General features: G+C 72.4%; 17 protein-coding genes and 1 pseudogene. 8 read left to right on the top strand and 10 right to left on the bottom strand.

Going from position 1 to position 23,524, the window contains the following annotated elements:
* Positions 1-741, top strand: a complete 741-nt coding sequence (locus tag P8A20_RS08665) for an FAD:protein FMN transferase (protein WP_147958182.1) — start codon at positions 1-3, stop codon at positions 739-741.
* A gap of 133 nt (positions 742-874) precedes the next feature.
* On the opposite strand, the gene P8A20_RS08660 is transcribed toward P8A20_RS08665, so the two are convergent.
* The gene (locus tag P8A20_RS08660; protein WP_147958181.1) at positions 875-2,521 is read right to left on the bottom strand and encodes an amidohydrolase; all 1,647 of its coding nucleotides are present in this window, start codon (positions 2,519-2,521) and stop codon (positions 875-877) included.
* A 35-nt stretch (positions 2,522-2,556) separates the two neighbouring features.
* Entirely contained in the window at positions 2,557-3,894 is a 1,338-nt protein-coding gene (locus P8A20_RS08655) for an MFS transporter (protein ID WP_306103279.1), read from the bottom strand.
* Positions 3,895-4,171: 277 nt separating this feature from the next.
* Between P8A20_RS08655 and P8A20_RS08650 the strand changes: the two genes are divergently transcribed.
* Positions 4,172-5,122 carry a LysR family transcriptional regulator gene (locus P8A20_RS08650; RefSeq protein WP_306103278.1) on the top strand — a complete coding sequence of 317 codons (951 nt, stop codon included), beginning with the start codon at positions 4,172-4,174 and terminating at the stop codon, positions 5,120-5,122.
* Between the two features lie 81 nt (positions 5,123-5,203).
* On the opposite strand, the gene P8A20_RS08645 is transcribed toward P8A20_RS08650, so the two are convergent.
* Positions 5,204-5,779: a TetR/AcrR family transcriptional regulator gene (locus P8A20_RS08645; protein WP_306103277.1), complete on the bottom strand. Its 576-nt coding sequence runs from the start codon at positions 5,777-5,779 to the stop codon at positions 5,204-5,206.
* A 74-nt stretch (positions 5,780-5,853) separates the two neighbouring features.
* On the opposite strand from P8A20_RS08645, the gene P8A20_RS08640 reads away from it, so the two are divergent.
* The 3 genes from P8A20_RS08640 to P8A20_RS08630 all read left to right on the top strand — a co-directional run bounded on the left by P8A20_RS08640 (position 5,854) and on the right by P8A20_RS08630 (position 10,016).
* Positions 5,854-6,903: a zinc-binding dehydrogenase gene (locus P8A20_RS08640; protein ID WP_306103276.1), complete on the top strand. Its 1,050-nt coding sequence runs from the start codon at positions 5,854-5,856 to the stop codon at positions 6,901-6,903.
* Between the two features lie 191 nt (positions 6,904-7,094).
* Positions 7,095-7,973 (top strand): alpha/beta fold hydrolase, encoded by an 879-nt coding sequence (locus tag P8A20_RS08635; protein ID WP_306103275.1) that lies wholly within the window; start codon positions 7,095-7,097, stop codon positions 7,971-7,973.
* 90 nt (positions 7,974-8,063) lie between these two features.
* Positions 8,064-10,016 carry an AfsR/SARP family transcriptional regulator gene (locus P8A20_RS08630; protein ID WP_306103274.1) on the top strand — a complete coding sequence of 651 codons (1,953 nt, stop codon included), beginning with the start codon at positions 8,064-8,066 and terminating at the stop codon, positions 10,014-10,016.
* A gap of 6 nt (positions 10,017-10,022) precedes the next feature.
* On the opposite strand, the gene P8A20_RS08625 is transcribed toward P8A20_RS08630, so the two are convergent.
* The 5 genes and pseudogenes from P8A20_RS08625 to P8A20_RS08600 all read right to left on the bottom strand — a co-directional run bounded on the left by P8A20_RS08625 (position 10,023) and on the right by P8A20_RS08600 (position 17,956).
* Positions 10,023-11,408 carry a serine/threonine-protein kinase gene (locus tag P8A20_RS08625; RefSeq protein WP_306103273.1) on the bottom strand — a complete coding sequence of 462 codons (1,386 nt, stop codon included), beginning with the start codon at positions 11,406-11,408 and terminating at the stop codon, positions 10,023-10,025.
* A complete protein-coding gene (locus tag P8A20_RS08620; RefSeq protein ID WP_187282059.1) occupies positions 11,405-12,208 on the bottom strand; it encodes an FHA domain-containing protein in 804 nt (267 codons plus the stop codon). Before P8A20_RS08620 ends, P8A20_RS08625 begins: the two co-directional genes overlap by 4 nt.
* A 263-nt stretch (positions 12,209-12,471) precedes the next feature.
* Positions 12,472-14,498 (bottom strand): annotated as a pseudogene (locus P8A20_RS38955) (DUF8189 domain-containing protein).
* Between the two features lie 16 nt (positions 14,499-14,514).
* On the bottom strand, positions 14,515-16,032 hold the full coding sequence (locus tag P8A20_RS08605) for a DUF8189 domain-containing protein (protein WP_147958172.1): 1,518 nt from the start codon (positions 16,030-16,032) through the stop codon (positions 14,515-14,517).
* A 262-nt stretch (positions 16,033-16,294) separates the two neighbouring features.
* Positions 16,295-17,956: a PLL family lectin gene (locus P8A20_RS08600; RefSeq protein WP_306103270.1), complete on the bottom strand. Its 1,662-nt coding sequence runs from the start codon at positions 17,954-17,956 to the stop codon at positions 16,295-16,297.
* Positions 17,957-18,111: 155 nt separating this feature from the next.
* Between P8A20_RS08600 and P8A20_RS08595 the strand changes: the two genes are divergently transcribed.
* Positions 18,112-18,780, top strand: coding sequence for a cutinase family protein (locus P8A20_RS08595; RefSeq protein ID WP_306103269.1), 669 nt, complete (start codon positions 18,112-18,114; stop codon positions 18,778-18,780).
* Here the strand turns inward: P8A20_RS08595 and P8A20_RS08590 are convergent, their stop codons facing one another.
* Both P8A20_RS08590 and P8A20_RS08585 read right to left on the bottom strand, forming a co-directional pair.
* Positions 18,781-19,872 (bottom strand): AfsR/SARP family transcriptional regulator, encoded by a 1,092-nt coding sequence (locus tag P8A20_RS08590; protein ID WP_147958169.1) that lies wholly within the window; start codon positions 19,870-19,872, stop codon positions 18,781-18,783.
* Positions 19,873-19,999: 127 nt separating this feature from the next.
* The gene (locus tag P8A20_RS08585; protein ID WP_261988537.1) at positions 20,000-20,905 is read right to left on the bottom strand and encodes a restriction endonuclease; all 906 of its coding nucleotides are present in this window, start codon (positions 20,903-20,905) and stop codon (positions 20,000-20,002) included.
* A 173-nt stretch (positions 20,906-21,078) separates the two neighbouring features.
* Between P8A20_RS08585 and P8A20_RS08580 the strand changes: the two genes are divergently transcribed.
* Together P8A20_RS08580 and P8A20_RS08575 are read left to right on the top strand one after the other, a co-directional pair.
* A complete protein-coding gene (locus P8A20_RS08580) occupies positions 21,079-21,936 on the top strand; it encodes a hypothetical protein (RefSeq protein ID WP_306103268.1) in 858 nt (285 codons plus the stop codon).
* A gap of 436 nt (positions 21,937-22,372) precedes the next feature.
* Positions 22,373-23,389, top strand: coding sequence for a MarR family transcriptional regulator (locus P8A20_RS08575; protein ID WP_306103267.1), 1,017 nt, complete (start codon positions 22,373-22,375; stop codon positions 23,387-23,389).
* Positions 23,390-23,524: the final 135 nt, after the last annotated feature.

Raw genomic sequence — 23,524 nt, 5'->3', positions numbered from 1 at the left:
ATGCGGCGCGTCGAGCACGTCATGGGATTTCCGGTCTCGCTGCGGATCGACGACGAGGACGTACCGGAGCGGGCCGCGGACGCGGTCTTCGCCTGGCTGCGCGAGGTCGACGAGCGGTTCAGCCCCTTCGTGACCGGCAGTGAGGTGTCGCGTCACGGCCGCGGTGAGCTGGGGCGGCACGAGCTGAGCGAGGACCTCGTGGAGGTGCTCGGCCTGTGCGAGCACTACCGCCTCGCCACGGACGGCGCGTTCGACGCGTGGCTGCCGGGGCGCGGGTTCGACCCGTGCGCGGTGGTCAAGGGCTGGTCGGTGGAGCGGGGGGCCCAGCTGCTGCGGGCGTCCGGTGTGCGGCGGTTCTGCCTCAACGCCGGGGGAGACGTGGTCGTCGCGGGCGGGCCCTGGCGGACAGGGGTGAGGCACCCGGAACGCGCCGACCGGCTGTGCGCCACCCTGGAGCTGACCGACGGTGCGGTCGCCACGTCCGCCCGCTACGAGCGCGGCGACCACATCATCGACGGCCGCACCGGGCACCCGGCGACGGGACTGCTCAGCATGACGGTCGTGGCCGCCACCCTGACCGAGGCGGACTCGGTCGCCACCGCCGCCTTCGCGATGGGAGCCGAGGGCGTCGAGTGGGCCGCGTCCCTGGCGGGCTGCGAGGTGTTCGCCGTGGTCACCGGGGGCCAGGTGCTGCGGACGGCCGGCTTCCCGGTGGCCGGGGAGATGCCGGCGGCCGCGTGAACGGTGGCGGGGCCCGGCCCCGTTCGCTCGGGTGACCCGGCGTCGGCGCCGAGCTCTTTCCCGCGTCCGGACGCCGCCGTGCGAGGCGAGCCGCCTCGTCCGGCGACGCCCGGTGTGCCGGTCGGGGGGCGTGTCAGCCGAGGGCGCCGGCGTCGTGGACGACGTTCCCGCCGATCACCGTGGCGCCGACGGTCAGGGTGTCGATCCGCTGCGGGTCGACGGTCAGCAGGTCGTCCGAGAGGACTGCGAAGTCCGCCAGCATGCCCCGGGCGAGGCGGCCCTTGCGGTCCTCGGCGTGTTCGGCGTAGGCGGAGCCCACGGTGTACGCGTACAGGGCCTGCGCAGGGGTGACCGCCTCGGCGGGTGCCAGCGGGGCCCCACCTGCGGTGCGGCGGTTGACCATGTCGTGGATGCCGAGCAGCGGGCTGCCGTGGGCGACCGGGGCGTCGCTGCTGCCGGGGAGGACGGCTCCCGCGTCGAGGAGACTGCGCATGCGGTAGCAGAGCTCCGCGCGCTCGGGGCCCAGCGCGGCGATCATGCCGTCGCCGATCTCGGAGACGAAGCGCCCCTGCGGCACGGGGACGATGCCGTTGGCCACCAGACGGCGCACCTGTTGGTCGGAGGCGACGGCGAAGTGCTCGATGCGGTGACGTGCGTCGTGGCGGGGGTGGGCGGCCTGCGCGGCCTCGAAGGCGTCCAGGACGACGTCGATGGCGGCGTCCCCGATGGCGTGGGCCGCGATCTGCCAGCCGCACCGGTGCGCCTCGGCGATCGTGCGGTGCAACCAGTCCTCGTCGAACTGGAGGAAGCCGACGTTCTCCGGTTCGTCGTGGTAGCCGCAGCACATGTGCGCCGAGCGGCCGATGAGCGAACCGTCCGTGGCGATCTTGGTGGCGCCGATCTTCAGCCGGTCGTCGCCGAATCCGCTGTGCAGCCCCAGGTCGAGTCCGAACCACGTGGCACCGTCGCCGACGTCCCCCATGTCATGCAGGACGGTCATGTAGGGCATGACCGTGGTGCGGATGCTCAGTCGGCCCTCCCGCACCGCGCGGTGGAAGGCGTGCAGATCGGCCGGGCCGTGCCCGACGTGTTCGGCGGCGGCTATCCCCGGCTCGGTGAGGCTGGTGATGCCCTCCGTCACGCCCTGGTCGTTGCCGGCCGCGATCGCGGCGACGACCGAGTCCACGGGTGAGGGCCGGAAGGCCCGTGTCACCAGGTGCATGGCGGTCTCCTGGAGCAGGCCCACCGCCCTGCCGTCCCGGTCGCGCTCCACGTGGCCGCCGTCGAGATCGGGCACGTCGAACCGGCCGGTGAAGCCGGCGCGGGCGAAGGCCGCGGTGCTGGCCACGCCCATGTGGCAGGAGACGTGCTCCAGCCACACGGGACGCCCCTGGGCCGCCTCGTCCAGGGCCTCGGCGGTCGGATGGGCGCCGATCTTGTTCTGGTCGTACCCCGCGCCGAAGAGCCATTCGTCGGGCCCGAGACGGGCCGCCCGTTCGCGCACGGCGGCGTAGAGGGCGTCGAGGGTGGGGACGGCCCGCGCGTGCAGGTCGAGCTGGAGGAGGCGACGGCCGCGCATGCTCAGGTGCTGGTGGGCGTCGTTGAAGCCGGGCACCGCCGGCGCGCCCCCGAGGTCATGGACCCGGTCGGCGGTACATCCGGCGACCTCCTCGTCGAAGCCGACGATGCGGCCCCCGAAGACCCCGAGGGTGTGGGCGGTGGGACGGTCCGCGTCCAGGGTGGTGAAGCGGCCGTCGGTGAACAGTGCGTCCAGGTGCATGGCTGGTCCTTCGGGGGAATGGGGGTGTGGCCGGTCTACGCGACGGTGGGCAGGCCCTCCGGCTCCCGGGCGGCCGCCTCCTCCGAGGCGCTGTCGCGGGCGCGGTGACGGGCCAGGGCCAGCACGCAGACCGTCGTCAGCAGCAGGAGCGCGATGTAGTACCCGACCACCGGCCAGTGCCCGCCGCCCCGGGTGAGCAGCCACTGGGCCACGAAGGGGGTGGAGCCGCCGATGACGGTGCTGCACAGCTGGTAGGCCAGGGAGACGCCGGTGTAGCGGACCTCGACGGGGAACGCCTGGGAGAGGAAGCCGGCCAGCAGCGCGTAGTAGCTGCACCCGGTGAGCACACCCAGGGCCAGCCCCACCCCGATCAGCACGCTGTCGCGGGTGGCGATCAGCAGGAACATCGGCACCGCGACGACGATGTTGGCGATCAGGGCGCCGGCCATCAGCCGCACGGTTCCCACGCGCTGTGCGAGCAGCGCGGCGAGGGGCTGCCACAGGAACTGCAGGACGGCGAGGACCAGGAGGATGTCGAGCATGGTCTGCCGGTGGACGCCCAGGTCGCTCGTGGCCCAGGACAGCACGAAGGTGTTGGTGAAGTAGGCGGACGAGATGCCCATCGCGCTGGCGCCCACACCGAGCAGGACCAGCACCCGGGACGTGCGGAACAGCTCGACCACGGGGATCTTCGGGGTGGCGTCCTCCCGCTGCTTGGCGGCCTCGAACTCACCGGACTCGGTGACCTTCAGCCGGATGACCAGACCGATGACCACCAGCACCGCCGAGAGCAGGAACGGGACGCGCCAGCCCCACGTCAGGAAAGCGTCGTCGGGCAGGTTGCCGACGGCGATGAAGACGAGGGTGGCCAGGATGGACCCGGCCGGTGAGCCCTGCTGGACCCACATCCCCGCGAGACCACGGCGTTTCTTGTCGGTGTTCTCCGTGGCCATGAGTACGGCGCCGCCCCATTCGCCGCCGACCGCGATGCCCTGGACGGCCCGGAGCAGGACGAGCAGGATCGGCGCGGCGACGCCGATGGTGGCATGGGTGGGCAGCAGGCCGATGAGGGTGGTGGCGGACCCCATCAGGACCAGGGTGGTGACGAGGACGTTCTTGCGCCCCACCCGGTCACCGATGTGGCCGAAGATCAGTCCGCCCAGCGGGCGGGCCAGGAAGCCGACCCAGAAGGTGGCGAAGGCCGCGAGGGTGCCGGCGGTGGCGCTGGCGGTGGGGAAGAACAGCTTGCCGAACACCAGGGCGGTGGCGGTGCCGTAGATGTAGAAGTCGTACCACTCGACCGCCGTCCCGATGAAGGACGCGGTGGTGGCACGCCTGGCCTTGCGGCCAGTGGTGGGTGCGACGTGGGGCATGGCTGACTCCGGGAGTGAGCGGCGGTTCCGGCGGATTCGACCTGCGCGCGGCGCGAGGCGGTGCAAAGGCCCTGCGTCGACCGCGACGCTGCGGGTGCCCGTTCGAACGGTGTTGTCCGGTGAGCCATAGTTTCGTGGCCCACCGGCCATACGGTCCAGTACCTTCTGAGCTGCACAGCCATACCTCGGAGGCATGGCGTTGTGTAGCCCCCGGTCGGGGTGGCGGCCACAGGACCGCGGAAAGACCGCGGAACGGCCGAGGAGAGATGGAGGAGCGATGGAACTGCGGGTCCTGCGGTATTTCCTGGCGGTGGTCGACACGGGCTCGATGACGGCGGCCGCCGCGCGCGTCCACGTGGCCCAGCCCTCCATCTCCCGGCAGCTACGCTCACTCGAACGCGAGCTGGGCGCGGAGCTGCTGCGGCGCACCGCCTCGGGGGTCCGGCTCACGGCGGCCGGGCGACGCTTCGTGCCCGTCGCCAGGGACCTCACCCTGCGCGCCGCCCGGGGCACGGAACTGCTCCAGGCCGTCTCCGGGCACAGCCCCCTGCAGTTTCGCGTGGCCTGCCCGAACTCCACCATCACGCACCTCATGGCACCGTTCGTCGCAGAGCTCGGCGGCCCGTTCACCGACGCCCGGGGCTGTGAGCCGGACGAGGTGTACGAGCGGCTGAGGGCCGGGGACGTGGACATCGGCATCTCCACCGGCCCGCCGCCCGGCGGCATGGCCGTGCGGCGTCTCGGAGGCCGGCGGATCAGTGCGCAGATGCCGGCCACGCATCCCATGGCCCTGGAGGGCAACGGCGACCTGGAACTGGCGAGCCTGCTCGAACACCCGGTCATCGTCAGCAGCCGGGCCAGCGCCGTGCGGCGCGCCCTCGACACGGCACTGTACGAGCAGGGCGCCCCGCTCAGGCCCGCCTTCGAGTCGCAGTCCGAGGCCATGGCCCAGGCCCTGGCCGCCGCGGGCCACGGTGTCTGCGTCGTCGCCGACCACCCGCAGTTCGACCTGAGTGTCCGCCCCCTGACCGGCCAGGGCCGTCCGCTGGCCATCTCCCTGTACGCCGGCTGGGACCCCGACCACTACGCGCACGAGGAGATCGACGCGGCCGTACAGCAGCTGTCGAGCTGGCTCATGGCCAACGACGGCGGACGGAAACCCGGCAGCCGTCCCGGCGGTGCTCCGGTGCCGCCTCCTGCGCCGGTGGACGACCGCCCGGTGACATGAGGGCCAGGACGAGCCGGTCGCGTACCCGACCCCGCCCTGCCGTCGGCCCCCGGTGTGGTCCCGCGGCTCTCCCTGCCCGGTTCAGCGGGGGCCCGGCGTACCGGCCCGGACCAGGGCTCGTGCCAGGTCGGTACTCACGGGGAGGGTGTCGAGAGGCAGCGGCTGCGTGGCGAGGGCGCCCTCGTGCAGTACGAGTAGCCGGGTGGCGAGGGTGGTGGGCTCCTGGCAGCCCGCCGCGGTGGCGAGTTCCTCGAACAGCGTCCGCAGCCAGAGCTTCTGGTTCGTGGCGATGCGGTGCGCGGGGTGCGAGGGGTCCGGGAGTTCGGCGAGCGCGTTGATGAACGCGCATCCGCGGGTGTTGCCCGCGCTCCAGGTCCGCAGGGCCTCGAAGGGTGCGGTGACCTTCTCGACGGGATCGTCGAGTGCGTCGACGGCGGCCAGGACGAGCGACCGCCAGCGCCGGTCCCGTCCGTCGAGGTAGGCCGCCACGAGACGGTCCTTCGAGCCGAACCGGTTGTACAGGGTCCGCTTGGTCACGCCTGAGTGCTCGGCGATCAGATCCACGCCGACCGCCGTGATCCCGCGCTCGTAGAACAGCTCCTCCGCCGCCGCCACGATGCGGCGGCCGGCCTCTGACATGGGCTGCGTCTTCTCCATGGGGCGGACCTTCACTGATCGGTGTACCGTGGACGGGGTATACAGATCAGTATATCTGCGAGGAGGTCCAAGTGATGGGTGTGCCCGAGACCATGCGCGCGGTACGGATCGCGGAGCACGGAGGGCCGGAGGTCCTCCGGCAGGCAGAAGTGGCCGTGCCGGTCCCGCAGGCAGGGGAGGTGCTGGTCCGGGTCGCCGCGGTCGCGCTGAACAACACCGACCTGTGGACCCGGGAGGGAGCCTACGGACGGCCCGGTGACCCCGAGGCGCGGTCGGGCTGGCGAGGGCCGATCGGCTTCCCGCGCATCCAGGGAGCCGACGTGGCAGGCCGCGTCGTGGCGGTCGGCGCCGACGTGGACGAGGACCTCGTCGGTCTCCGCGTGGTCGTCGACCCGGCGGTCTACGACACCGACGGGCCGGACGCGAACCCGGTGGGCCTGATGGGCAGCGAACGCGACGGCGGCTACGCCGAATTCGTGACCGCACCGGTGGAGCGGGTGCACGACGTGACAGGGTCCCCGCTCACGGACGACCAGCTCGCGACGCTGCCGACCGCCTACGGCACGGCCCTGGGCATGATCGAGCGGGGCCGGCTGCGGGAGGGGGAGACCGTCCTGGTTTCGGGGGCGTCGGGCGGAGTGGGCATCGCGCTGGTGCAGATCGCCCGTGCGCGCGGTGCGAGGGTGCTCGCCGTCAGTAGCGGATCCAAGATCGACGCGGTGCGTGAAGCGGGTGCGCACGAGGTCGTCGACCGGGCGGGGGGCATCGCCGAGCAGGTCCGCGCCGCAGCCCCGGACGGCATCGACCTCGGACTCGACGTCGTCGCCGGGGACCTGGTTGGCGAGGGGCTGCCGCTGCTGCGTGAGGGCGGCCGGTGGGTCGTCGCCGGCGCACTCGGCGGCTACGACGTGACGTTCGACGTACGCCGTCTCTATCTGCACAACGCACAGGTGATCGGCTCCGCGATGCACACCCCGACGCACTTCGGCCTTCTCATGGACCTGGCCCGCGAGGCCGCGATCCAGCCTCTCGTCGCCGCGACGTTCCCTCTGGACCAGGCGGCTCGGGCGCAGGAGGAGCTGGCCCGCAGGAGGCACGTGGGGAAGATCGTCATGCACCCGTAGCCGCCCCCGCGCTCCGTCCGGCACCGGTGGTCCGAGGGGGGCGGGGAGGGCCCCGGGGCCTCACTCCCCGATCGCCGCGTGCCGTCCGCCGCGCGACGCTGATCCGCTGCTCATCCGCACCGTGCACCTTGGTTCCTGCCGGTCGGACGGACCGGCAGGAGCAGTTCGAGTGAGAACAAGAGGTATCCGCCATGACCCTGACGATTCCCGGCTTCGAGTACAGCCGGCTGCCGGGCGCGCACGACGTCCGGCTGAACGTCGCGGTGGGGGGCGCCGGCAGCCCGGTCGTCCTGCTGCACGGCTTTCCCGAGACCCACCTGATGTGGCGGCACGTCGCACGGGAGCTGGCCGCCGAGCACACGGTGATCGTCCCCGACCTGCGCGGATACGGCGACAGCGACAAGCCGCGGGCGACCGACGAGGACGTCTACTCCAAGCGGACCATGGCCGCGGACATCGTCTCGGTCGCCGCACGGCTGGGCCACGAACAGTTCGCCCTCGTCGGCCACGACCGCGGCGCCCTCGTCGCCTTCAGGGCGGGGCTGGACCACCCGGAGACCGTCACGCACCTGGGCATCCTCGACGTCGTGCCGACGCTGGCCATGTGGAACGTGCTGCAGGGACTCTCCGCGGCGGTCGGCTACCACCTGTTCCTGATGGCGCAGCCCGCGGGCCTGCCGGAGACGATGATCGCCAACAGCTCGGACGCGTTCTTCGGGTCGTTCCTCGACGCCTGGGCCAAGGACCCGGAGGCGATCCCGGACGAGGTGCGCGCCGAGTACCTGCGGGCGAGCGGCGGCGCGGTCGACTCGATCGTCGCCGACTACCGCGCCTCGGCCGGCATCGACGTGACCCAGGACCAGGCGGACCTCGACGCGGGCTCCCAGTTCGCGATGCCCGTCACCGTGGTCCAGCAGGACTGGGGATCGCAGCTCGGCTACGACGCCTCGCAGGTGTGGCGGGCATGGGCGCCCGACCTGGACCACCGCCTCACCCGGGCCGGTCACTTCATGGCCGAGGAGGCACCCGGCGAGATCGCGGCGGCGATCCAGGACCTGCTGGCCCGCTGACGCGCGGTTCTCCCCGGACAAGCCGCCGCCCGTCGCTCGAAAGCCCCTGCGCACCACGGCCTATGGTGTGGTCCCGAGAGGAAGAGCAGCATGCGGATCGATGTGCTCGGCGCGGTACAGGCATGGCACGACGACGGCCGGCCCGTCAACCTCGGCGGTCCGCGCCACCGAGAGGTTCTGGGCCGGCTGGTCGCCGCCCAGGGCCGCACGGTCACCACCGACGCCCTGGTCGACGACCTGTGGGACGACCCTCCGGGCAGCGCCGTCGGCGCACTGCGCACCTTCGTCGCCGCGCTGCGCCGGGCCGTCGAACCGGACCGCTTGCCGCGCACACCGCCGAGGGTGCTGGTCACCCAGGGGACCGGGTATCTGCTGCGCCTGCCGCGTGAAGCCGTGGACGCCCACCGTTTCCAGGACGCCCTGGCCGCCGCCCGCCGGTCTCCCGGCAGGGCGGCGGACCTCGGCGAGACGCTCGCCCTGTGGCGCGGGCAGGCCTACGCCGACCTTCCCGGCTCACCGTGGGTCGAGCAGGAACGCCTGCGGCTGGAGGAACTGCGCTTGCAGGCGGTGGAGTTGAGGGCCGACGCCCTTCTCGCCTCCGGGGGCGGCGCCGGTCTGGCCGCCGAACTGGGCGGACACGTCGCCGAGCACCCCTGGCGCGAGCCGGCCTGGGGGCTGCTGGCCCGTGCGCTGCACCGCGACGGGCGCCGGGCCGAGGCCCTGGACACCCTGCGCCGGGCCCGCACGATGCTCGTGGAACAGCTGGGACTCGATCCCAGCCCCCGGATGCGGCGCCTGGAAACCGCCATCCTCAACAGGTCGCCCGAACTGGAACCGCCCGGAGAGCAGGGCCCGGCCGGTCCGGCCGCGACGCGCACCCCGCTGGGTCCGCGCACGACCGTGGAAGTCGCCCGCACCCTCGCACTGGCCGGAGGCGACGCGCTCGTCGGCTCGCGCCGCGACCGCCTGGCGGCCATCGCCGCCGCCGAACGCACCGGAGACGTCACGCTGACCGCACGCGTCATCGGTACGTACGACGTCCCCGCGATCTGGAGCCGCGCCGACGACCCCGAGCAGTCACGTGCCGTCGTCGCCGCGGCCGGGAACACCCTCCTCCGGCTCGGCCCGGACGGCCCCGCCGATCTGCGGGCCCGGCTCCTCGCCACCGTCGCCACGGAGAGCCGCAGCGCCGACACCACGGGCGCCGCCCTCGAAACCGCGCGCAAGGCCGCACGCGAAGCCGAGGCCCTGGCGCGGAGACTGAACGATCCCGCGCTGCTCGCCTTCGCGCTCGACGGCGTCTTCCTCCAGTCCTTCACCAGGCCGGGCCTCGCCGCACAGCGCGACGCGATCGGCGCCGAGCTCCTCGCGGTGACCGGCCGTCACGCGCTGCCGGCCTTCGAGATCCTGGGGCACCTCGTACGCCTCCAGGCGATGTCCGCCCTCGGCGAGCTGGAGAAGGCCGCCGAACACGCCGGGGCGGCGGAGGCGATCGCCACCGCCCACGAATCCCCGCTCGTCCCCGTCCTCACCGCGTGGTTCCGTGCCCGCGTCACCGCCGCCCGCAGCACCGAACCCGGCGGCCCGACCGCCGCAACTGCTGCCGCCGCCTACCGCGCCGCCGACAACGACCTGGCCACAGCCGGTATGCCGGGGCTCCACCGCGGCCTGCTCCCGCTCGCCCTGCTCGGCCTGCGGCTGATGCACGGCCGCCCCGCTCCCACCGGCCCCGACCTCGACTGGGGGCCGTACCTGCCCTGGGCGGCACCGCTGGTCCTGCTGGCACAGGACCGGGTCGAGGAGGCGCAGGCCGCACTCGCCACCGCACCCGAACCGCCCGGTGACCACATGCAGGAAGCGCTCTGGTGCCTCGTCGCGCACGCCGCGGCCGTACTGGACCGGCCAGAGACCGCCGCTCGCGCGGCAACGGCCCTGCGAGAAGCACGGGCCGAACACGCGGGCGCGGCAACCGGCATGCTGACCCTGGGCCCCGTGGAGCGCTACCTCACCGAGGCCGAGGCCTGCGCCGGGAGGGCCCGCTGAGCAGGACTAGCGGCACTCCGGCAGCGCCCGCACCTCCCTGGTGCGTACGGCGGGGAGCCAGGCAGTGGAGGGCACGGAGCCGGCCGGGAGGCGGATGCGGAACCAGCGGGTGGACTGCCGGTCCTCCTCGTCGATGACGGGATCCCCGCCGTGCACCTGACAGTCAGCGGTCAGGACGTCGCCGTGCCACACCCTGGTCGGTACGACGTTCTCCGCCGTGTAGGGCCGCAGGGGATCGACCGCCAGACCCAGACTGCACCGCAGGTCCAGGTCGACCGGCTCCCGGCAGCCACGTTCCGCGTTGTACACCCTGACCAGGCCGGCCGGTGCGGCCGGGGCGGCCCGTACGCCGTCCGAGCACAGGGTCGCACCGGCCACCCCGCACAGTGCGGTGGCCAGGACGGCGGTGCGGGCGCGCCCGCACCGCCGTCCCGCCCCCGCGACACGCGCCTCCCGGTGGGCGGTGATCCGGGCGAGCAGGCTCTCCGCCGTGTGGGGAGCGCGGGCCCGATGGGTCGGGGCCAGACAGTCGGTGGCCAACGCGCGCCAGAACGCCGGTACGGCATGGTCCACGCGCAGCGCCGCCCGCCCCTCGCCGTACTCCTGGACCGCGGCGCCCCGTGCCACGGGCGTCGCCCCTGCGAACAGCGGGACGCCGGGCGCGAAGACCTCGTGGATGATGACGCCCAGCGCCCAGATGTCGGCGGTCGGCCGGACCCGTACGCCCAGTTCACCGAGGGGCGCCTTCCAGCGCTCGGGCGGGAAGTAGTCCAGGGTTCCCATGGGTGGCGCGTACCCGTGTGTCCCCGTCAGCTCGGTGGCGAGGCCGAAGTCCGAGAGCTTCACGGACCGGTCCCTGCCCAGCAGGACGTTCTCCGGCTTGAGGTCCGAGTGGACCCAGCCGGAACGGTGCAGATGGGCGAGCCCCTCGCAGATGCCCGCGATCAGCCGGCCGCGGTCGGCCTCGGGCACCCCCGCTTCGATCAGGTCCCGCAGGCTGCCGGCGGCCCGTTCCATGACCAGCACGATCGCACCCTCCAGGGAGGGGCGCTCGGGGGAGGCGAGGACGAACCACTCCTGGAAGCCGATCAGCCGGGAGTGCCCGGCCCTGCGCCCGAGTTCGACCTCGCGGCGGGCGGACTCCACGATCCTGCGTACCTGGCGTGGCGAGAGACCGGCGGTCGGCATGATCTTGAGCGCGACGTCGCCGTGGCCCGGGAGCGTGGCGGCCCGGCCGGGCCGTCGGCCGGCCGGTCGCGCGGCGTACACCGTGGACCAGCCGCCGGACCCGATCAGCCGGGTGACCACCCAGCCTCCGATGCGACAGCCGGGCGGGAGCACGTCGGTCCTGTCGTCCCCCGTGGTGCCCCCCGAGGTGCGCGCCGTCCTCATCGCGCGGCCTGCCGCTCCCGCCCCCCGGCGCGTGCCAGGGGCGGCAACAGCGCGAGGTGCTCCTCCCGTACGAGCCCGAACCGCAGCGCCAGCCCGACGATCTCCTCCCGTTTGCCGTTGCGGCGGTCGCTCCTGCCGGGCTCGGGGGTGTCCGGGACGCCGATGCGCAGCTTCTCCTCGGCGAGGTAGTCGATGTGCGAACTGACCGCCCGCGCGGTCAGTTCGCCGGAGGTGAGGTGTCCTCTGAGCCGCTCCACGATCCGGGGAGTGGTGGGGACCGCCACCCGCGACTGGTCGCGCAGACGTGGCTCGCAGAGCGCGACCAGGACGAGGAAGTACGCGGCCGTCTCGTTCAGGGAGTACGCGGTGACCGTGCTGTTCCCCCAGGGGACGCCCATGGCGTCCGGGTCCAGATAGAGGTGGTCGGGAGCGAACACCTGGAAGGAGAACGTGACGTCACCGCGCGTGGGCAGCACGACGCGCGAGAACTCGAAGGGGATGGGTGCCCCGACCCGTCGCGGCGGAACCCGCAGGTATTCGCCCGCTCCCTCCGGGTTCTCCACGAGATAACTGTGGGCGGTGCTGTGGTTGGTCAACTGCCAGTGGTCGTCCGTCACACGGATCTCCCCGGCCAGCCGGGAGATCGCCGGATCGTCGAGGCGCAGCTCGACGGGAACGCTCGCGGAGCCCCGCCCGAAGCGCGCGACCTCACCGGGGCCGAGCCGCAACGTCACCGCGTCTCCCCGCGGTTCGCCGCCGGCGCCGCTCTCCTGCGGCAGATGGACGATTACGCCGCTCACCGCTCCCCCGTCCCGCGCGTCGCTTGTCGGACCAGCGGAACGATACTCATCTCACGGGAGTTCACCGGTGTACTTCGGCCACATCGGCGCAACTGGTCACCACGGTCCGCAGATGCCCCGTTCCGGACCGTGAGCAGTGGGGGAGGTCACCGCGGAGGGGTGGCAGGAGTCCGGGCCGGGCGGACGGGACGGCGTGAAGGGAGCCCCGGAGCCGTGAACGAAGCCTCTGAGCCCCCTTCCCGTGGCGAGATCCGGTCCTCCGCTCAGAGCGCGGGGCTGCCCGACAGGAGCGGCGCGACCAAGCGGTCCCCGAAGGCCGTCCACTGCTGCCACCCGCCGCTCGGCTGTGCCTGCACACGGGTCCGCACCCGGCTCGCGTCGGTGACGGCGAACACGTGCAGCCGCCCGGTGGCGTCGAGCGCGGCCGTGGGGGTGGCGGCGAGCCGGACGCCGGGTTCGCCGAACTCCGCGCCGGGATGAGCGTCCCCGCCGGGGGTGACCTGCCAGCGGTGGTCGAGGCGGGCTCCGCCGGGTGTGAGGGTGAACACCTCCAGCCTGCCGTCGGCGTTCACGGCGAACGCCGGGGCGGCGGCGCTCCAGCCTGACAACGGCAGCCAGGTGTCCCAGCCGCCGCTCGGCACGGCCTGCCGCCGGGCGAAGGTTCCCATGCCCGAAGGTCCGATCGCGGCCACGGTGAGCCGGCCGCTGCCGTCCCGCGCCACCCGCGGAGCGGCTCCCGCCGCCGTGCCGAAGCGGTGCCAGGACGCCGTCCAGGGCCCGCCGGGGGTCTCCTGCCAGCGGTGGTCGATGCCCGCGCCGCCGGGGGCCAGGACGAACACCTCCAGTCGGCCGTCGGCGTTCGCCGCGACGACCGGCGGAGCACCCGCGGCCCCGCCGAACCCGGGCTCCCACGGGTCCCAGACCGTGGACCCGGCCGACCTCTGACGCCGACGCGCGAAGGAAGCGCCGCCGGGGCTCAGGGCGAAGACCTCGAGCCGGCCCAGGGCGTCGAGGGCGACGGCCGGGGCGGCACCGGCGGGACCGCCGAACTCCTCCCAGTCGTACCAGCCGCCGTCCGCACGCTGCACCCGGTGGTGCAGGTTGGCGCCGCCGGGAGCGAGCGAGAACACCTCCAGCCTGCCGTCGGTGTCGCGTCCGAGGGTGGGAACCGCACCGGCCGGCCCTCCGAAGGTCTCCCAGTCCGACCAGCTGTCCGTGTGCGGGTCGAGCTGGACGCGTCGCAGCATCGCGTGGTCGGTGGCGTCGAGTGCGAACACCGTGAGCCGGCGGCCACGTCGAGGCCGGCCACCGGGTTGTCGGGGCTCTGCCACGGCGTCGGTGTGTCACGCCAGGACAGGGGCGCCATGTACAGCCCGTTCCGGAACCAGCCGGCGGCGCTCGCGTACCAGGTCTCCCCGTCGCGGACCACCTCCACGGCGTGGCCGGGCACATGGCCCACGGATCCGGCGAGCCCGAAACCGAAGGGGTCCCGTGACGCGAGGACGTCGGTGCCCTCGTATCCGTTGCGCGGGCCGATGAACAGGTAGTACCAGCCGTCCCGTTCGACGACGTACGGCGACTCGGTGACCGAGACCGTCGCATCCGTGCTCGCGTCGGTGAACACGACGCGGGGATCGCCCCAGTTGCGCAGATCGGCGGAGCGCCGGCAGGCCACGACGTGGTGGCCGCCGGGGCCGGAGAGTTCGGTGTAGTACATGACCCACTCGCCGCCGACCCGCAGCACCATCGGGTCACGCGCGACGATCCCCCGGAACAGCGGGCCGGACGGTTCGCGGGTCCAGGTGAACAGATCCGTCGAGGTGGCGAGGTTGATCGCCGCGCCACTCGCGCCGCCCGCCGCGTAGAACATCCAGAACCTGCCGTCCGCCTCGACGACGTGCGGAGCCCAGAGATGTTCCTCCCCGAAGTAGGACGGGTCGACGACCAGCGCGTCGGGGTGGCCGGTCCACGGCCCGTGCGGGCCCGGCGCGGAGGCGTGGGCGAAGGAGGTCTCCGCCGCGCTGTCCGGGGATCCGCCGGGCGGCGCGCTGTCTCCGACGATGGCGAACAGGTGCCAGCGGCCCCGGGCGTTGATCAGTGTGTGGTCGTTGAGATAGCGGGGGCCGGTGGACGTGGACGGGTCGTAGACGTGGGTGAACGGTCCTGCGCCGACCCGGTGAGGGGGCGGGACGTCATCGGATGCCGTGGCGGCGAAGGCCGGGCCGGCGCCCAGGAGCGGGAGGGCGCCGGCCGCACCGCGCAACAGGCTCCGCCTGCTGATCGGGTACATGAGTTCCTTCGGGGGGTCAGCCGACGGCGGGGCCGGCGGAGTTGTTGAGCCAGAGCCAGTCGGACCAGGTGGCGAAGCCCGTCTGCCATTTGTGGAAGGTGCCCGCGTGGCTCGTGCCGAAGACCTCGATGCGGCCGTCGGCGTTGGAGGCGGCGGTCACCTCCGTGCCGCCGGTGCCGAACACCGCCCAGTCGCTGTAGGGGGCGTTCACACCGGTCTGCCAGATGTGCATGGCGGTGGTGCCGTTCATCGCGAAGACCTCGACACGGCCGTCGGGGGTGCGTTCGCTGGTGAGCTGCGAGTCGGCGGGCCCGCCCACGGGCTCCCATCCCGACCAGTTCGCGGAGTCCGTCATGTACTTGTGGAACACGCCGACCGGACCGGAGGCGAAGACCTCCGGACGGCCGTCGGCGTTGTGGTCGACCGTCAGGTCGTGGCCGCCCTCACCGAACGGGGTCCACGGGGACCAGCCGCCGCTGGGCGCGGTCTGGTACCGGTGCTGGAAGGTGGAGTCGTTGAGGGCGAAGACCTCCAGGCGTCCGTCGGGTGCCTTCCCCATCTCCACCCGGCTGTCGGCGGGGCCGCCGCCGGTGGGCTCCCAGCCCGACCAGCCGCCGTTCGGGGCGACCTGGTACCGGTGGAAGAGACCGGCGGGGCCTGAGGCGTACACCTCGATGCGGCCGTCGGCGTTGACACCTGCCGCGGTGTCCCGGCCGCCACCGCCGAAGTTCTCCCACCCCGACCAGCCGCCGGACGGGCTCGTCTGCCAGCGGTGCTCGAAGGTGTCCCCGTTGAGGGCCAGCAGTTCCAGACGGCCGTCGGAGTTCGGAGCGACGGCGAGTTCGGCGTCGCCCGGTCCGCCGAGTGACTCCCACTCCGACCAGTCGCCGTTGACCTCGCGCTGCCAGGCGTGGTGGACGCCGTCAGCTCCGGCGGCGAAGAGTTCCAGGCGTCCGTCCGCCGAACGTGCGGACACGACCCTGCCCGACTCGGACGGGTACACCAGGGGTTCGGGCCGCGGACCGCTGCCCGGGGTGCAGGGAAGCACCACACCGCGCTCCGCCAGGTAGACCTCGGGGTCGATGCCGTAGGTGGTGGACCGGTCGCCCCAGATCCGCAGATGGAGGTGGGGACCCGTGGACTGCCCCTCGGAACCCATCAGAGCGATCTGCTGGCCGGCCGCCACGCGGTCGCCGACGGAGACGTCCCGCCGGATCATGTGCCCGTACTCGGAGATCCGGCCGTCGGGGTGCTGGACCCGGATCCACTGGCCGTAGCCGCTCTCGTAACCGGAGATGGTCACCTCGCCGTCGCCCACGGCGTGGATCGGTGTTCCGACGACGTTGGCGATGTCGGTGCCGTTGTGGTTCTCGTGGAAGTGCTGGGACACGAAACCGGCGGCCGGGCAGGCCGTGGCTGCGGCGGTGCCGGCTGCTGCGGCGGGAGCCGTCGGCAGAGGTGTCAACGGCAGCAGCAGCGCAGCCGCTGACGCGAGGAACCAGGTCAGTGCACGTCGGGAAAGCCCTGGAAGCACGAGTGCTCCTCCCCTTGGCGGTCTCGGGGTGAGTGGGACGGTCGGTCGGGGGCGTACGGTCGCGGTCGCACGGTCGGGGTCGTACGGACGGGCGGTACGGAAGCTAGCAACAGCGCGGCCCCCGAAGACCCCGGAAGGTTACGGAGTGACAGACGGGCGCACGTCGGCCGGCGGGCGCTCGCCGTCGACCCGCCGGCCACCGGACCGGTCCGCGGGACGACGGCGGACCGGTGTGCCGAACTCACCCCACCCGGACCGTTCCTCAGTTGATCGCGGGCCCGGAATCGTTCAGCCAGGCCCACTCGGACCAGGTGGCGAAGCCGGTCTGCCACCGGTGGTAGACGCCGGCGTGGCTGGTACCGAACACTTCGATGCGGCCGTCGGCGTTGTTGGCCGCGCCGATCGACGTGCCACCGCCACCGAAGGTCTCCCACTGCGAGAACGCCGCGTCGGGAGCGGTCTGCCAGGCGTGGCTCGCCGTCGTGGCGTTGATCGCGAACACCTCGACCCGCCCGTCGACCGTCCGTGACGTGGTCAGCTCGGCGTCGGGGATCCCACCGGTGCCGATCCACGCCGACCACGTGGAGGGGCTGGTCTGCCAGCGGTGGAAGACACCGTCGGCGTTGGAGGCGAACACCTCCAGCCGGCCGTCCTGGTTGTGGCTCGCCGTGACGGCGCGTCCTCCGGTGCCGAAGTTCTCCCAGGCGGACCATCCACCGTTGACACCGCTCTGGTACAGGTGCTCGAACGTCGAGTCCGACAGCGCGAAGACCTCAAGCCGCCCGTCAGGTGCGGTCTCCATGGCGAGACGCGCGTTCACCGGGCCGCCGTGCGTGCCTTCCCAGCCGGACCAGCCGCCGCTGGGCGCGGTCTGCCAACGGTGGAACACCCCCTCGGTGTTGGACGCGAACACCTCGATCCGTCCGTCGGCGTTGTTGCCCGCCGCCAGTCGGTGCCCCCCGGTGCCGAAGTTCTCCCAGGCGGACCACCCGGAGCTGGGCCCGGTCTGCCACATGTGGTCGAACGTGCTGTCCGACAACGCGAACAGCTCCAGCCGTCCGTCCGCATTGGGTGCCACGGCCAGCTGGGCGTTGCGCGGGCCGCCGACGAAGCGCCACGTCGACCAGTCGCCGTTCACGGTGGTCTGCCACGCGTGATGGACGCCGTCGGCTCCGGCGGCGAACGCTTCGAGGCGTCCGTCCGCGGACCGCCCGGACACGACCCGGCCGGAACCGTACGGGTGCTCGGGGCCGGTGCTCGTACCCGCCCACAGGGCGTTGGCGATCAGCGTGGCGTCGCCTGCCTCGATCCCGTACAGGTAGCGCAGGTCCTCCCTCGGCTGCTGCACACGCCAGCACACGTCACCGATCGGCGCGTCGTTCCACGAGCCGCCCGGGTACACCCGTTCCATCGCGTCGAGGAAGGCGTTCGTGGCGTAGGCCGGGTTCAGACGCTCCTCCCGGGTGCCCCACCAGTCCTGCTGCTGGAACAGCCCGATACTGGTGTGGTCGACGGCCTGCGAGTAGTTGTTCATGCTGGTTTCCACGATGATCGTGGCGATGGCGATCGCCGCTGCCCTCGGGTTCAGCCCCCGGTCCTTCACCGCCTGGGTGACCATCCGCGCGCAGGACATCTTGTACGCGTCCAGATAGCCGGCCATCTTCGCGCCGAGCTGCGGGTTCAACTGGCCGGCCATGACGCCGTCGGTGGCCGACGGCCCGGCCGGATCGCAGGGCTCGGTCGGAATGGCCAGGCCCTCAGGGCCGGCGAAGTAGTGGGAGACACCGGACCGGTCGTCGTCCCGCCCCGGAACGGGGCCGGTGCGGGCGACCGAGACCGATGCGGTCATTCCGAGGATCAATGCCCAGACACCGGCCAGCAGAGCCAGTCCGGTGACTGTGCGGGACAAGCCGCGTCTCGCCATGGTGTGCCTTCCGTCGTGAAGTCCGGTCGTCGGCGGCCGACAGTAGGAAGCACCGATGAAATGCCGATGGAATCGGGCCTGCCACGCGTTTCATCGCCATGTCATCGGCCCCTGCCAAGGTCGTGAGGTGTAGGCACCACACAGGGGAGAAGCGAATGCGAGTGAAGAGGACGACGGCCTCAGCGGCCGGACTTCTGCTGGCGGCAGGCCTTTCGGTGACGCAGGCGTCCACGGCGCAGGCGGCCGGGACGGCGGCTCCGTGCGGGGGCACGTACACGATCGTCGTCGGCGGCACGGGAAGCTCGTGGAACAACGACGGCTTCAGCGGCAACATCCAGCAGCACGTCGGGTACCCCACCCAGATCCCCAACGGCGCCAGCGCCCGGGCGGGCGTCAACGAGCTGAACCGGCTGGTGCGCGACCAGCGTGCCGTGTGCCCGGGCCAGCACGTCAAGATGGGCGGGTACTCCCTGGGCGCCGCGGTGGTGCACACCTGGGTCACGGAGAACTGGCAGACCTTCGGCAACGTCAACGCCGTGCTGATCGCGGACCCCAAGCGCCAGGGCGGCCCCGGCGCCAGCGGGGGATCGGTGCCGTTCGGCGGGATCATCGGCGCTCCGCTCGCCGGAGCCGACACGTTCTACGGCAACGTGCCGGTCAAGACGATCTGCCACTGGGACTACGTCTGCGACGAGTCCGCCGGCATCTGGACGTACCCGGCCAACCACGTCAACAACTACCCCAACGACTTCAACATGGACCACCACAACGACAGCGCCAACGAGACCTGGTACAACGGCGCCTGGTATCCCGCCTCCTGGTGATCAGGTGCCCGTGACGGACCCGGCCAGGGGGAGGACCCCGGGGCCGGCTTCGTCACCGCGCAGGATCATCCGGTGCGTCTCCCGCAGCATCCGGCTCGGAGAGACCCCCAGACCGTCGGCGAGGAAGCGGCGGGTGCGCTCGAACACCGTCAGGGCGTCGGCCTGGCGTCCGTTCCGGTGGAGCGCGCGCATCAGCATCGCGGCCAGCGGCTCGTCGAGGGGGTGTGCCGCCGACAGCGAGAACAACTCGGCGATCGCCTCCGCGTCCCGGCCGAGGCGCAGCAGCCCTTGCGTCTTCCGCTGCGCGATGGCGATCCTGCGCTTGGTGAGCCGCAGACGCTCGAGTTCGGCGAGGGGCCCCGGCAGACCGGCCAGCGGTTCCTCGCGGAACAGTTCCAGCGCCCGGGCACAGAGGCGGACCGTCTCGTGCGGTTCGCCCGCCCGATCGGCCTTGCCGATGTCGGAGACCAGCCTCTCCATGCGCGCCACGTCCACCTCGACCGCGCCGGGGGCGAGCCGGTAACCACGGGGTCCGCGCTCGATGACCGGGTCCGTGCCGCCCCCGGCGCGCAGCGCCTTGCGCAACCGGTAGATGTACACCGGCACCACGTTCGCGGCCGGCGTCTCCGTCCCCCACACGTCGTCGAGGAGTTCCTGCCTGCTGAGGGGCCGCCCCGCGCCCAGGGCCAGGGCGGCCAGCACTGCCTGCTGCCGGAGATGTCCCAGGTCCAGGGGCCGCCCGTCCTGCCACGCCCGCAGCGGTCCGAGCAGGGAGATCTGTATCCTCGCCTCCTTCGGTCGCACGACGACGGCCCCGCGTACCGGCTTCACGGGCCGGGTGCGCGGGCCCCGTCCGGGGACGACCAGACCGCAGTCGAACGCGTGGACGACGGCAGCGGTGCGGTCGCGCAGCCCGAGCTTCAGCAGGATCCGCGCGAGATGCTCGGCCACGGCATCCTCGGGGATGGCGAGGGCGGCTGCGATCTCGCCGTCCCGCAGGCCGCAGCCGACCGCGGAGAGCACCTCGCGCTCCTGAGGCCTGAGCACGGCGGCGGTTGAGGTGGGGCGGTCGGTGGTGACAGTCGTCGGCATCGCTGCTCCCCGGACTCCGGACGCGTCGGTCTTGCGGGCGCCGAGGAGACGGTATGGGGCGCAGCGTGGGGAGGGGCATCCGGAACGATCCGGAGTGACACCGCGATCGCGGGCGTGGCGGGCGTGCCTACCGCTTCTCGTCACCCGTGCGAGCGTGCCACCGGATCAGCAGCGTGGACGTCAGCAGGCACAGTGCGAGCGGGGCTCCCGGGAGGAGCAGGTCGGAGGTGTCGCCCTGCCAGAGCTGCGCGTTTGTCGCCCACGCCAGGGAGAGGTGCAGCAGGAAGAGGCTCAGCCCGACCGGCCAGAAGCGGCGCCGCGACTTCGTGACGGCGCCCCAGACCAGCAGCCAGCACGGGACGACGAGCAGGAGGACCGTCGCCACGAGCCGGCCGGGCTGCGGGGTGTAGGAATCCCCGGCGGGCAGGATCAGTGCGACGAAGGCCATGAAGAGGCCGAGGAGCATCCGCTCGGTTCCGGGACGCCGCTCCTTCCGGGCGGCGGGCGGCGGATTCGGGTGCGGGCCGTCGGGGCTCCGGGAGCCGCGGCCCGGGGAGGCCGCGGTGGGCTGTCCGGGAGCGGGGCCGGTGTCGGCAGCGCTGTGGGAGCCGGCTGCGGTGAGCCTGCGCGCCTCGGCCGCTCGCGCGGTCTCCGCGGCTCGGGCTCGGTCCGTGATGCGCCGGGCCGGGGCGTTACGCGCTTCCATGGACCCGTCGAGGCCGTACACGAACAGAGCGATGTCGTTCTCAAGGGCGTACCGGAGGGCGGGTGCGGCATAGCTGCTGCCCGTGAAGAAGAGCAACTGGCGGTCCAGCAGACGGCCCCGGGCTCCGAAGAGGAGCTGCAACTCCGGGCGGCCCACAGCCGCCGCCACGTACTTCACCTGCCCCAGCGCACGTGCCGACCGCACGTCTATGCCGCCGTCGGGCCCCCCGGGGTCGGCCCGTGCGTCGGTGTAGCCCCAGTACCGCATCCATGCCGCCGCGTTGTGCTCGGCGTCCTGCCAGGACCGGACCGGGCGTCTCTCCGGCATGGTGGGGCCGGTAGCGGCTCCCGTTCTCGTGTTGTTCTCGCTGGTCACAGCCGTGAATTATCGCAGGGCGTGCTTCTGGGGGACACGGGGAGCCCTTCGCTCGCAGCGTCGATCCGCGATCACAATGACCGATTCGAGGGATACGGGTCACCCTGCTGCTGTACTTTCCTGGCATGGTCACGGGCGAAATGAGCGAGAACGCGGAGTCCCGCTTCTCCGCTGTTCTGGCGGGCGCGGCAAGACTTCCGGGTGTGCGGGTCGACCGGGAGGCGTACCTCCGGGCGGCGCTGGCCCGTCACTGCTCGGAGGATCAACTGCGCCGGGCGATGGAAGAGACCCCCGCGGCGGCGGGTATCCCTCTTGATGTTCTGGACAAGGTGGCCGATGCCTCCATTCGCTACGAAACCGCCAAGGTGAGCGCGCTCTCCGCGGCTGCCGGTCTTCCTGGAGTCCTCGCCCTGCCCGCCACGGTGCCGGCCGATCTGGCCCAGTACATCGGCCACATGCTGCGCATCTCGCAGAAGCTCGCCTACCTCTACAGCTGGCCCGATCTGTTCTCCACCGACAACGACGATCTCGATGACGCCACCAAGGGCGTGCTCACGCTCTTCTTCGGAGTGATGTTCGGGACCCAGTCCGCGAACGCCGCCGTAGGGAAGGTGGCGGGGATGATCTCCGAGCAGGTCGCCAAGAAGCTGCCCCAGCAGGCGCTGACCAAGGGTGTCGTCTACCCCGTCGTGAAGAAGGTCGCCCAGTATCTCGGTGTGGAGATGACGAAGCAGACCTTCGCCAAGTCCGTCTCGAAGGCGATTCCCCTCGTCGGGGCCGCGGTGTCCGGCGGGCTCACCTTTGCGACCTTCCGCCCCATGTCGAAAAGGCTCAAGGCGCATCTGTCCGGCCTGGAACTCGCCGAGCCGGTCGGGGGCCAGGTCATCACGGGTGAAGTCATCCAGGACGAGGACCGTCAGGAGGCCGGCGATGCGAAGATCCCGAAGCCGGGCCGCGACTGGCGTGTCCTGAAGCGCCGGTAGACAGCAGCTCGGGTCGTGGGGGAGGGCGATCGATCAGGAGTCGTCGAGTTCACTGCGACCCCGCTGTGGTCGTGCGGTTTCCCTCCGGCGCTCGGGTCTCGGATCTCGGGGTTCGAGCGTCGCGTTGCCCTCCCTCACTCGTTCGGGGGCCAGATGAGGCGCCCCGGGCCGACGCTTGAGCTTCGGGTTCCGAGGGCCGAGTTTCGTGCTCCGGGATTCGAGCCGTGTTGTTCATCCGGGAGGTAGGTAAGGGCTTTTGGGGAAACCTCCCCTCCCTCCCCACCCCGTCACGGCCAGCAAGTATGACTAATTGTCATCGAGTTGCGGCGGAGAGTCGCGGCTGCTTACGGTGCCCACAACGAGACGACCCCGACACGGTGTTTGGCGCACCGGCCGGGGTCTGACCCAAGATCGCTACCCAAGAAAGACCGATCTCGTGGCTATCCAGCACCTTAGCTCCGCCCCGCCCGCCCCCGCAGCCTCGCGCCCCTACCGCAAGGCCGGTACCGGCTACGGCAAGCAGTCCGTCCCCGGCCGACACCAACCCCACAGGGCCGACTTCGCCCACCTGCCGGAGCGCGAAAGGTACGTCGCCGGGTATGTCGACCACCTCCCCGACGGCGCCGCCATGGACATCAAGTCGCTGGCCAAAGACCTGCCCCTGTACGGCCAGATGGCGATCGGCACCGCACTGCGCGCCCTCGCCGTGGCCGGACATCTGCGTCGCGTGCGCTGCCGGGTCGAAGGGGCCGGTCAGTGCCGATGGGTGACGCTCACCTACTGGTCGCGCGCCGCCCACGACAACGAGTGGTGGGCGGCCCGGCTGGCAGGCGACGCATCCACCGGCCCGGAGCAGGCGCCCGTACCTGCCGCCGAGCCGATCGTCCCCCGACAGCGCAGCGCGCAGGCGGATATCCGCCTGCGGACCTCCCCGAACCCGCCGCAGGACGAGCCGCGCGCGGGCGCCCCCACGGCAGTCGCGGCCCCGTCCCCCGCCTATCTCGTCCTCGCCGAACTCGGCCGCTGCGAGCCGCGCCTGGCGCTTTCTGCCGCCGACTGCGCCGCGCTCGAACCACTTGCCGCCGCCTGGTTCGCCAACGGTGTCAGCGCCGACTACCTGACCTCGGCGCTCACCGCCGGGCTCCCCGAGCGCATCGGATCACCCGTCGGTCTGGTACGCCGCCGCCTTACCGACAAGATGCCGCCCCACCTGCCCACAGCACCCGCACCGACCCAGGGCGTCCCGCCCGGCACCCTCGTGCGCGACCTCCTGGTCGAGTGCACCGAATGCGGTCGCCCCGGCCCGGCCGCCGCCCTCCCGGACGGCCTTTGCAAGCCCTGCCGCACGGCGCACCGGAAGCCGGAATCGCCCGAAGGTGCGACTCCGGACGAGGCCGAACGCGACGTCCCGGCTCTCGTCGCGAGTCTCCGCAACCTGATGCGCACGCCCTGAGCGGTCCGTACGCCCGCCATGCGCACCCCGGCCGGCACCGGGCCCCAGGAGGTGAGCGCCCTGCCCGCCGACGGCTGCGCATGACCGAGGCGCCTGGTCCGGGGTGGAACAGGCCCCGGCCAGGCGCCATGACGT

Source organism: Streptomyces sp. Alt3, assembly GCF_030719215.1.
Lineage (GTDB): Bacteria > Actinomycetota > Actinomycetes > Streptomycetales > Streptomycetaceae > Streptomyces > Streptomyces glycanivorans.
Note: the sequence above shows the minus strand (reverse complement) of the source record. Positions and strands in the feature narration are given on the sequence as shown.

Coding starts and splice junctions, on each gene's coding strand:
- P8A20_RS08580 (WP_306103268.1), top strand. CDS start 21,079: ATGGTCACGGGCGAAATGAGCGAGAACGCGGAGTCCCGCTTCTCCGCT.
- P8A20_RS08640 (WP_306103276.1), top strand. CDS start 5,854: ATGGGTGTGCCCGAGACCATGCGCGCGGTACGGATCGCGGAGCACGGA.
- P8A20_RS08655 (WP_306103279.1), bottom strand. CDS start 3,894: ATGCCCCACGTCGCACCCACCACTGGCCGCAAGGCCAGGCGTGCCACC.
- P8A20_RS08590 (WP_147958169.1), bottom strand. CDS start 19,872: ATGCCGACGACTGTCACCACCGACCGCCCCACCTCAACCGCCGCCGTG.
- P8A20_RS08585 (WP_261988537.1), bottom strand. CDS start 20,905: ATGCCGGAGAGACGCCCGGTCCGGTCCTGGCAGGACGCCGAGCACAAC.
- P8A20_RS08630 (WP_306103274.1), top strand. CDS start 8,064: ATGCGGATCGATGTGCTCGGCGCGGTACAGGCATGGCACGACGACGGC.
- P8A20_RS08665 (WP_147958182.1), top strand. CDS start 1: ATGCGGCGCGTCGAGCACGTCATGGGATTTCCGGTCTCGCTGCGGATC.
- P8A20_RS08650 (WP_306103278.1), top strand. CDS start 4,172: ATGGAACTGCGGGTCCTGCGGTATTTCCTGGCGGTGGTCGACACGGGC.
- P8A20_RS08625 (WP_306103273.1), bottom strand. CDS start 11,408: ATGAGGACGGCGCGCACCTCGGGGGGCACCACGGGGGACGACAGGACC.
- P8A20_RS08595 (WP_306103269.1), top strand. CDS start 18,112: ATGCGAGTGAAGAGGACGACGGCCTCAGCGGCCGGACTTCTGCTGGCG.
- P8A20_RS08600 (WP_306103270.1), bottom strand. CDS start 17,956: ATGGCGAGACGCGGCTTGTCCCGCACAGTCACCGGACTGGCTCTGCTG.
- P8A20_RS08645 (WP_306103277.1), bottom strand. CDS start 5,779: ATGGAGAAGACGCAGCCCATGTCAGAGGCCGGCCGCCGCATCGTGGCG.
- P8A20_RS08660 (WP_147958181.1), bottom strand. CDS start 2,521: ATGCACCTGGACGCACTGTTCACCGACGGCCGCTTCACCACCCTGGAC.
- P8A20_RS08635 (WP_306103275.1), top strand. CDS start 7,095: ATGACCCTGACGATTCCCGGCTTCGAGTACAGCCGGCTGCCGGGCGCG.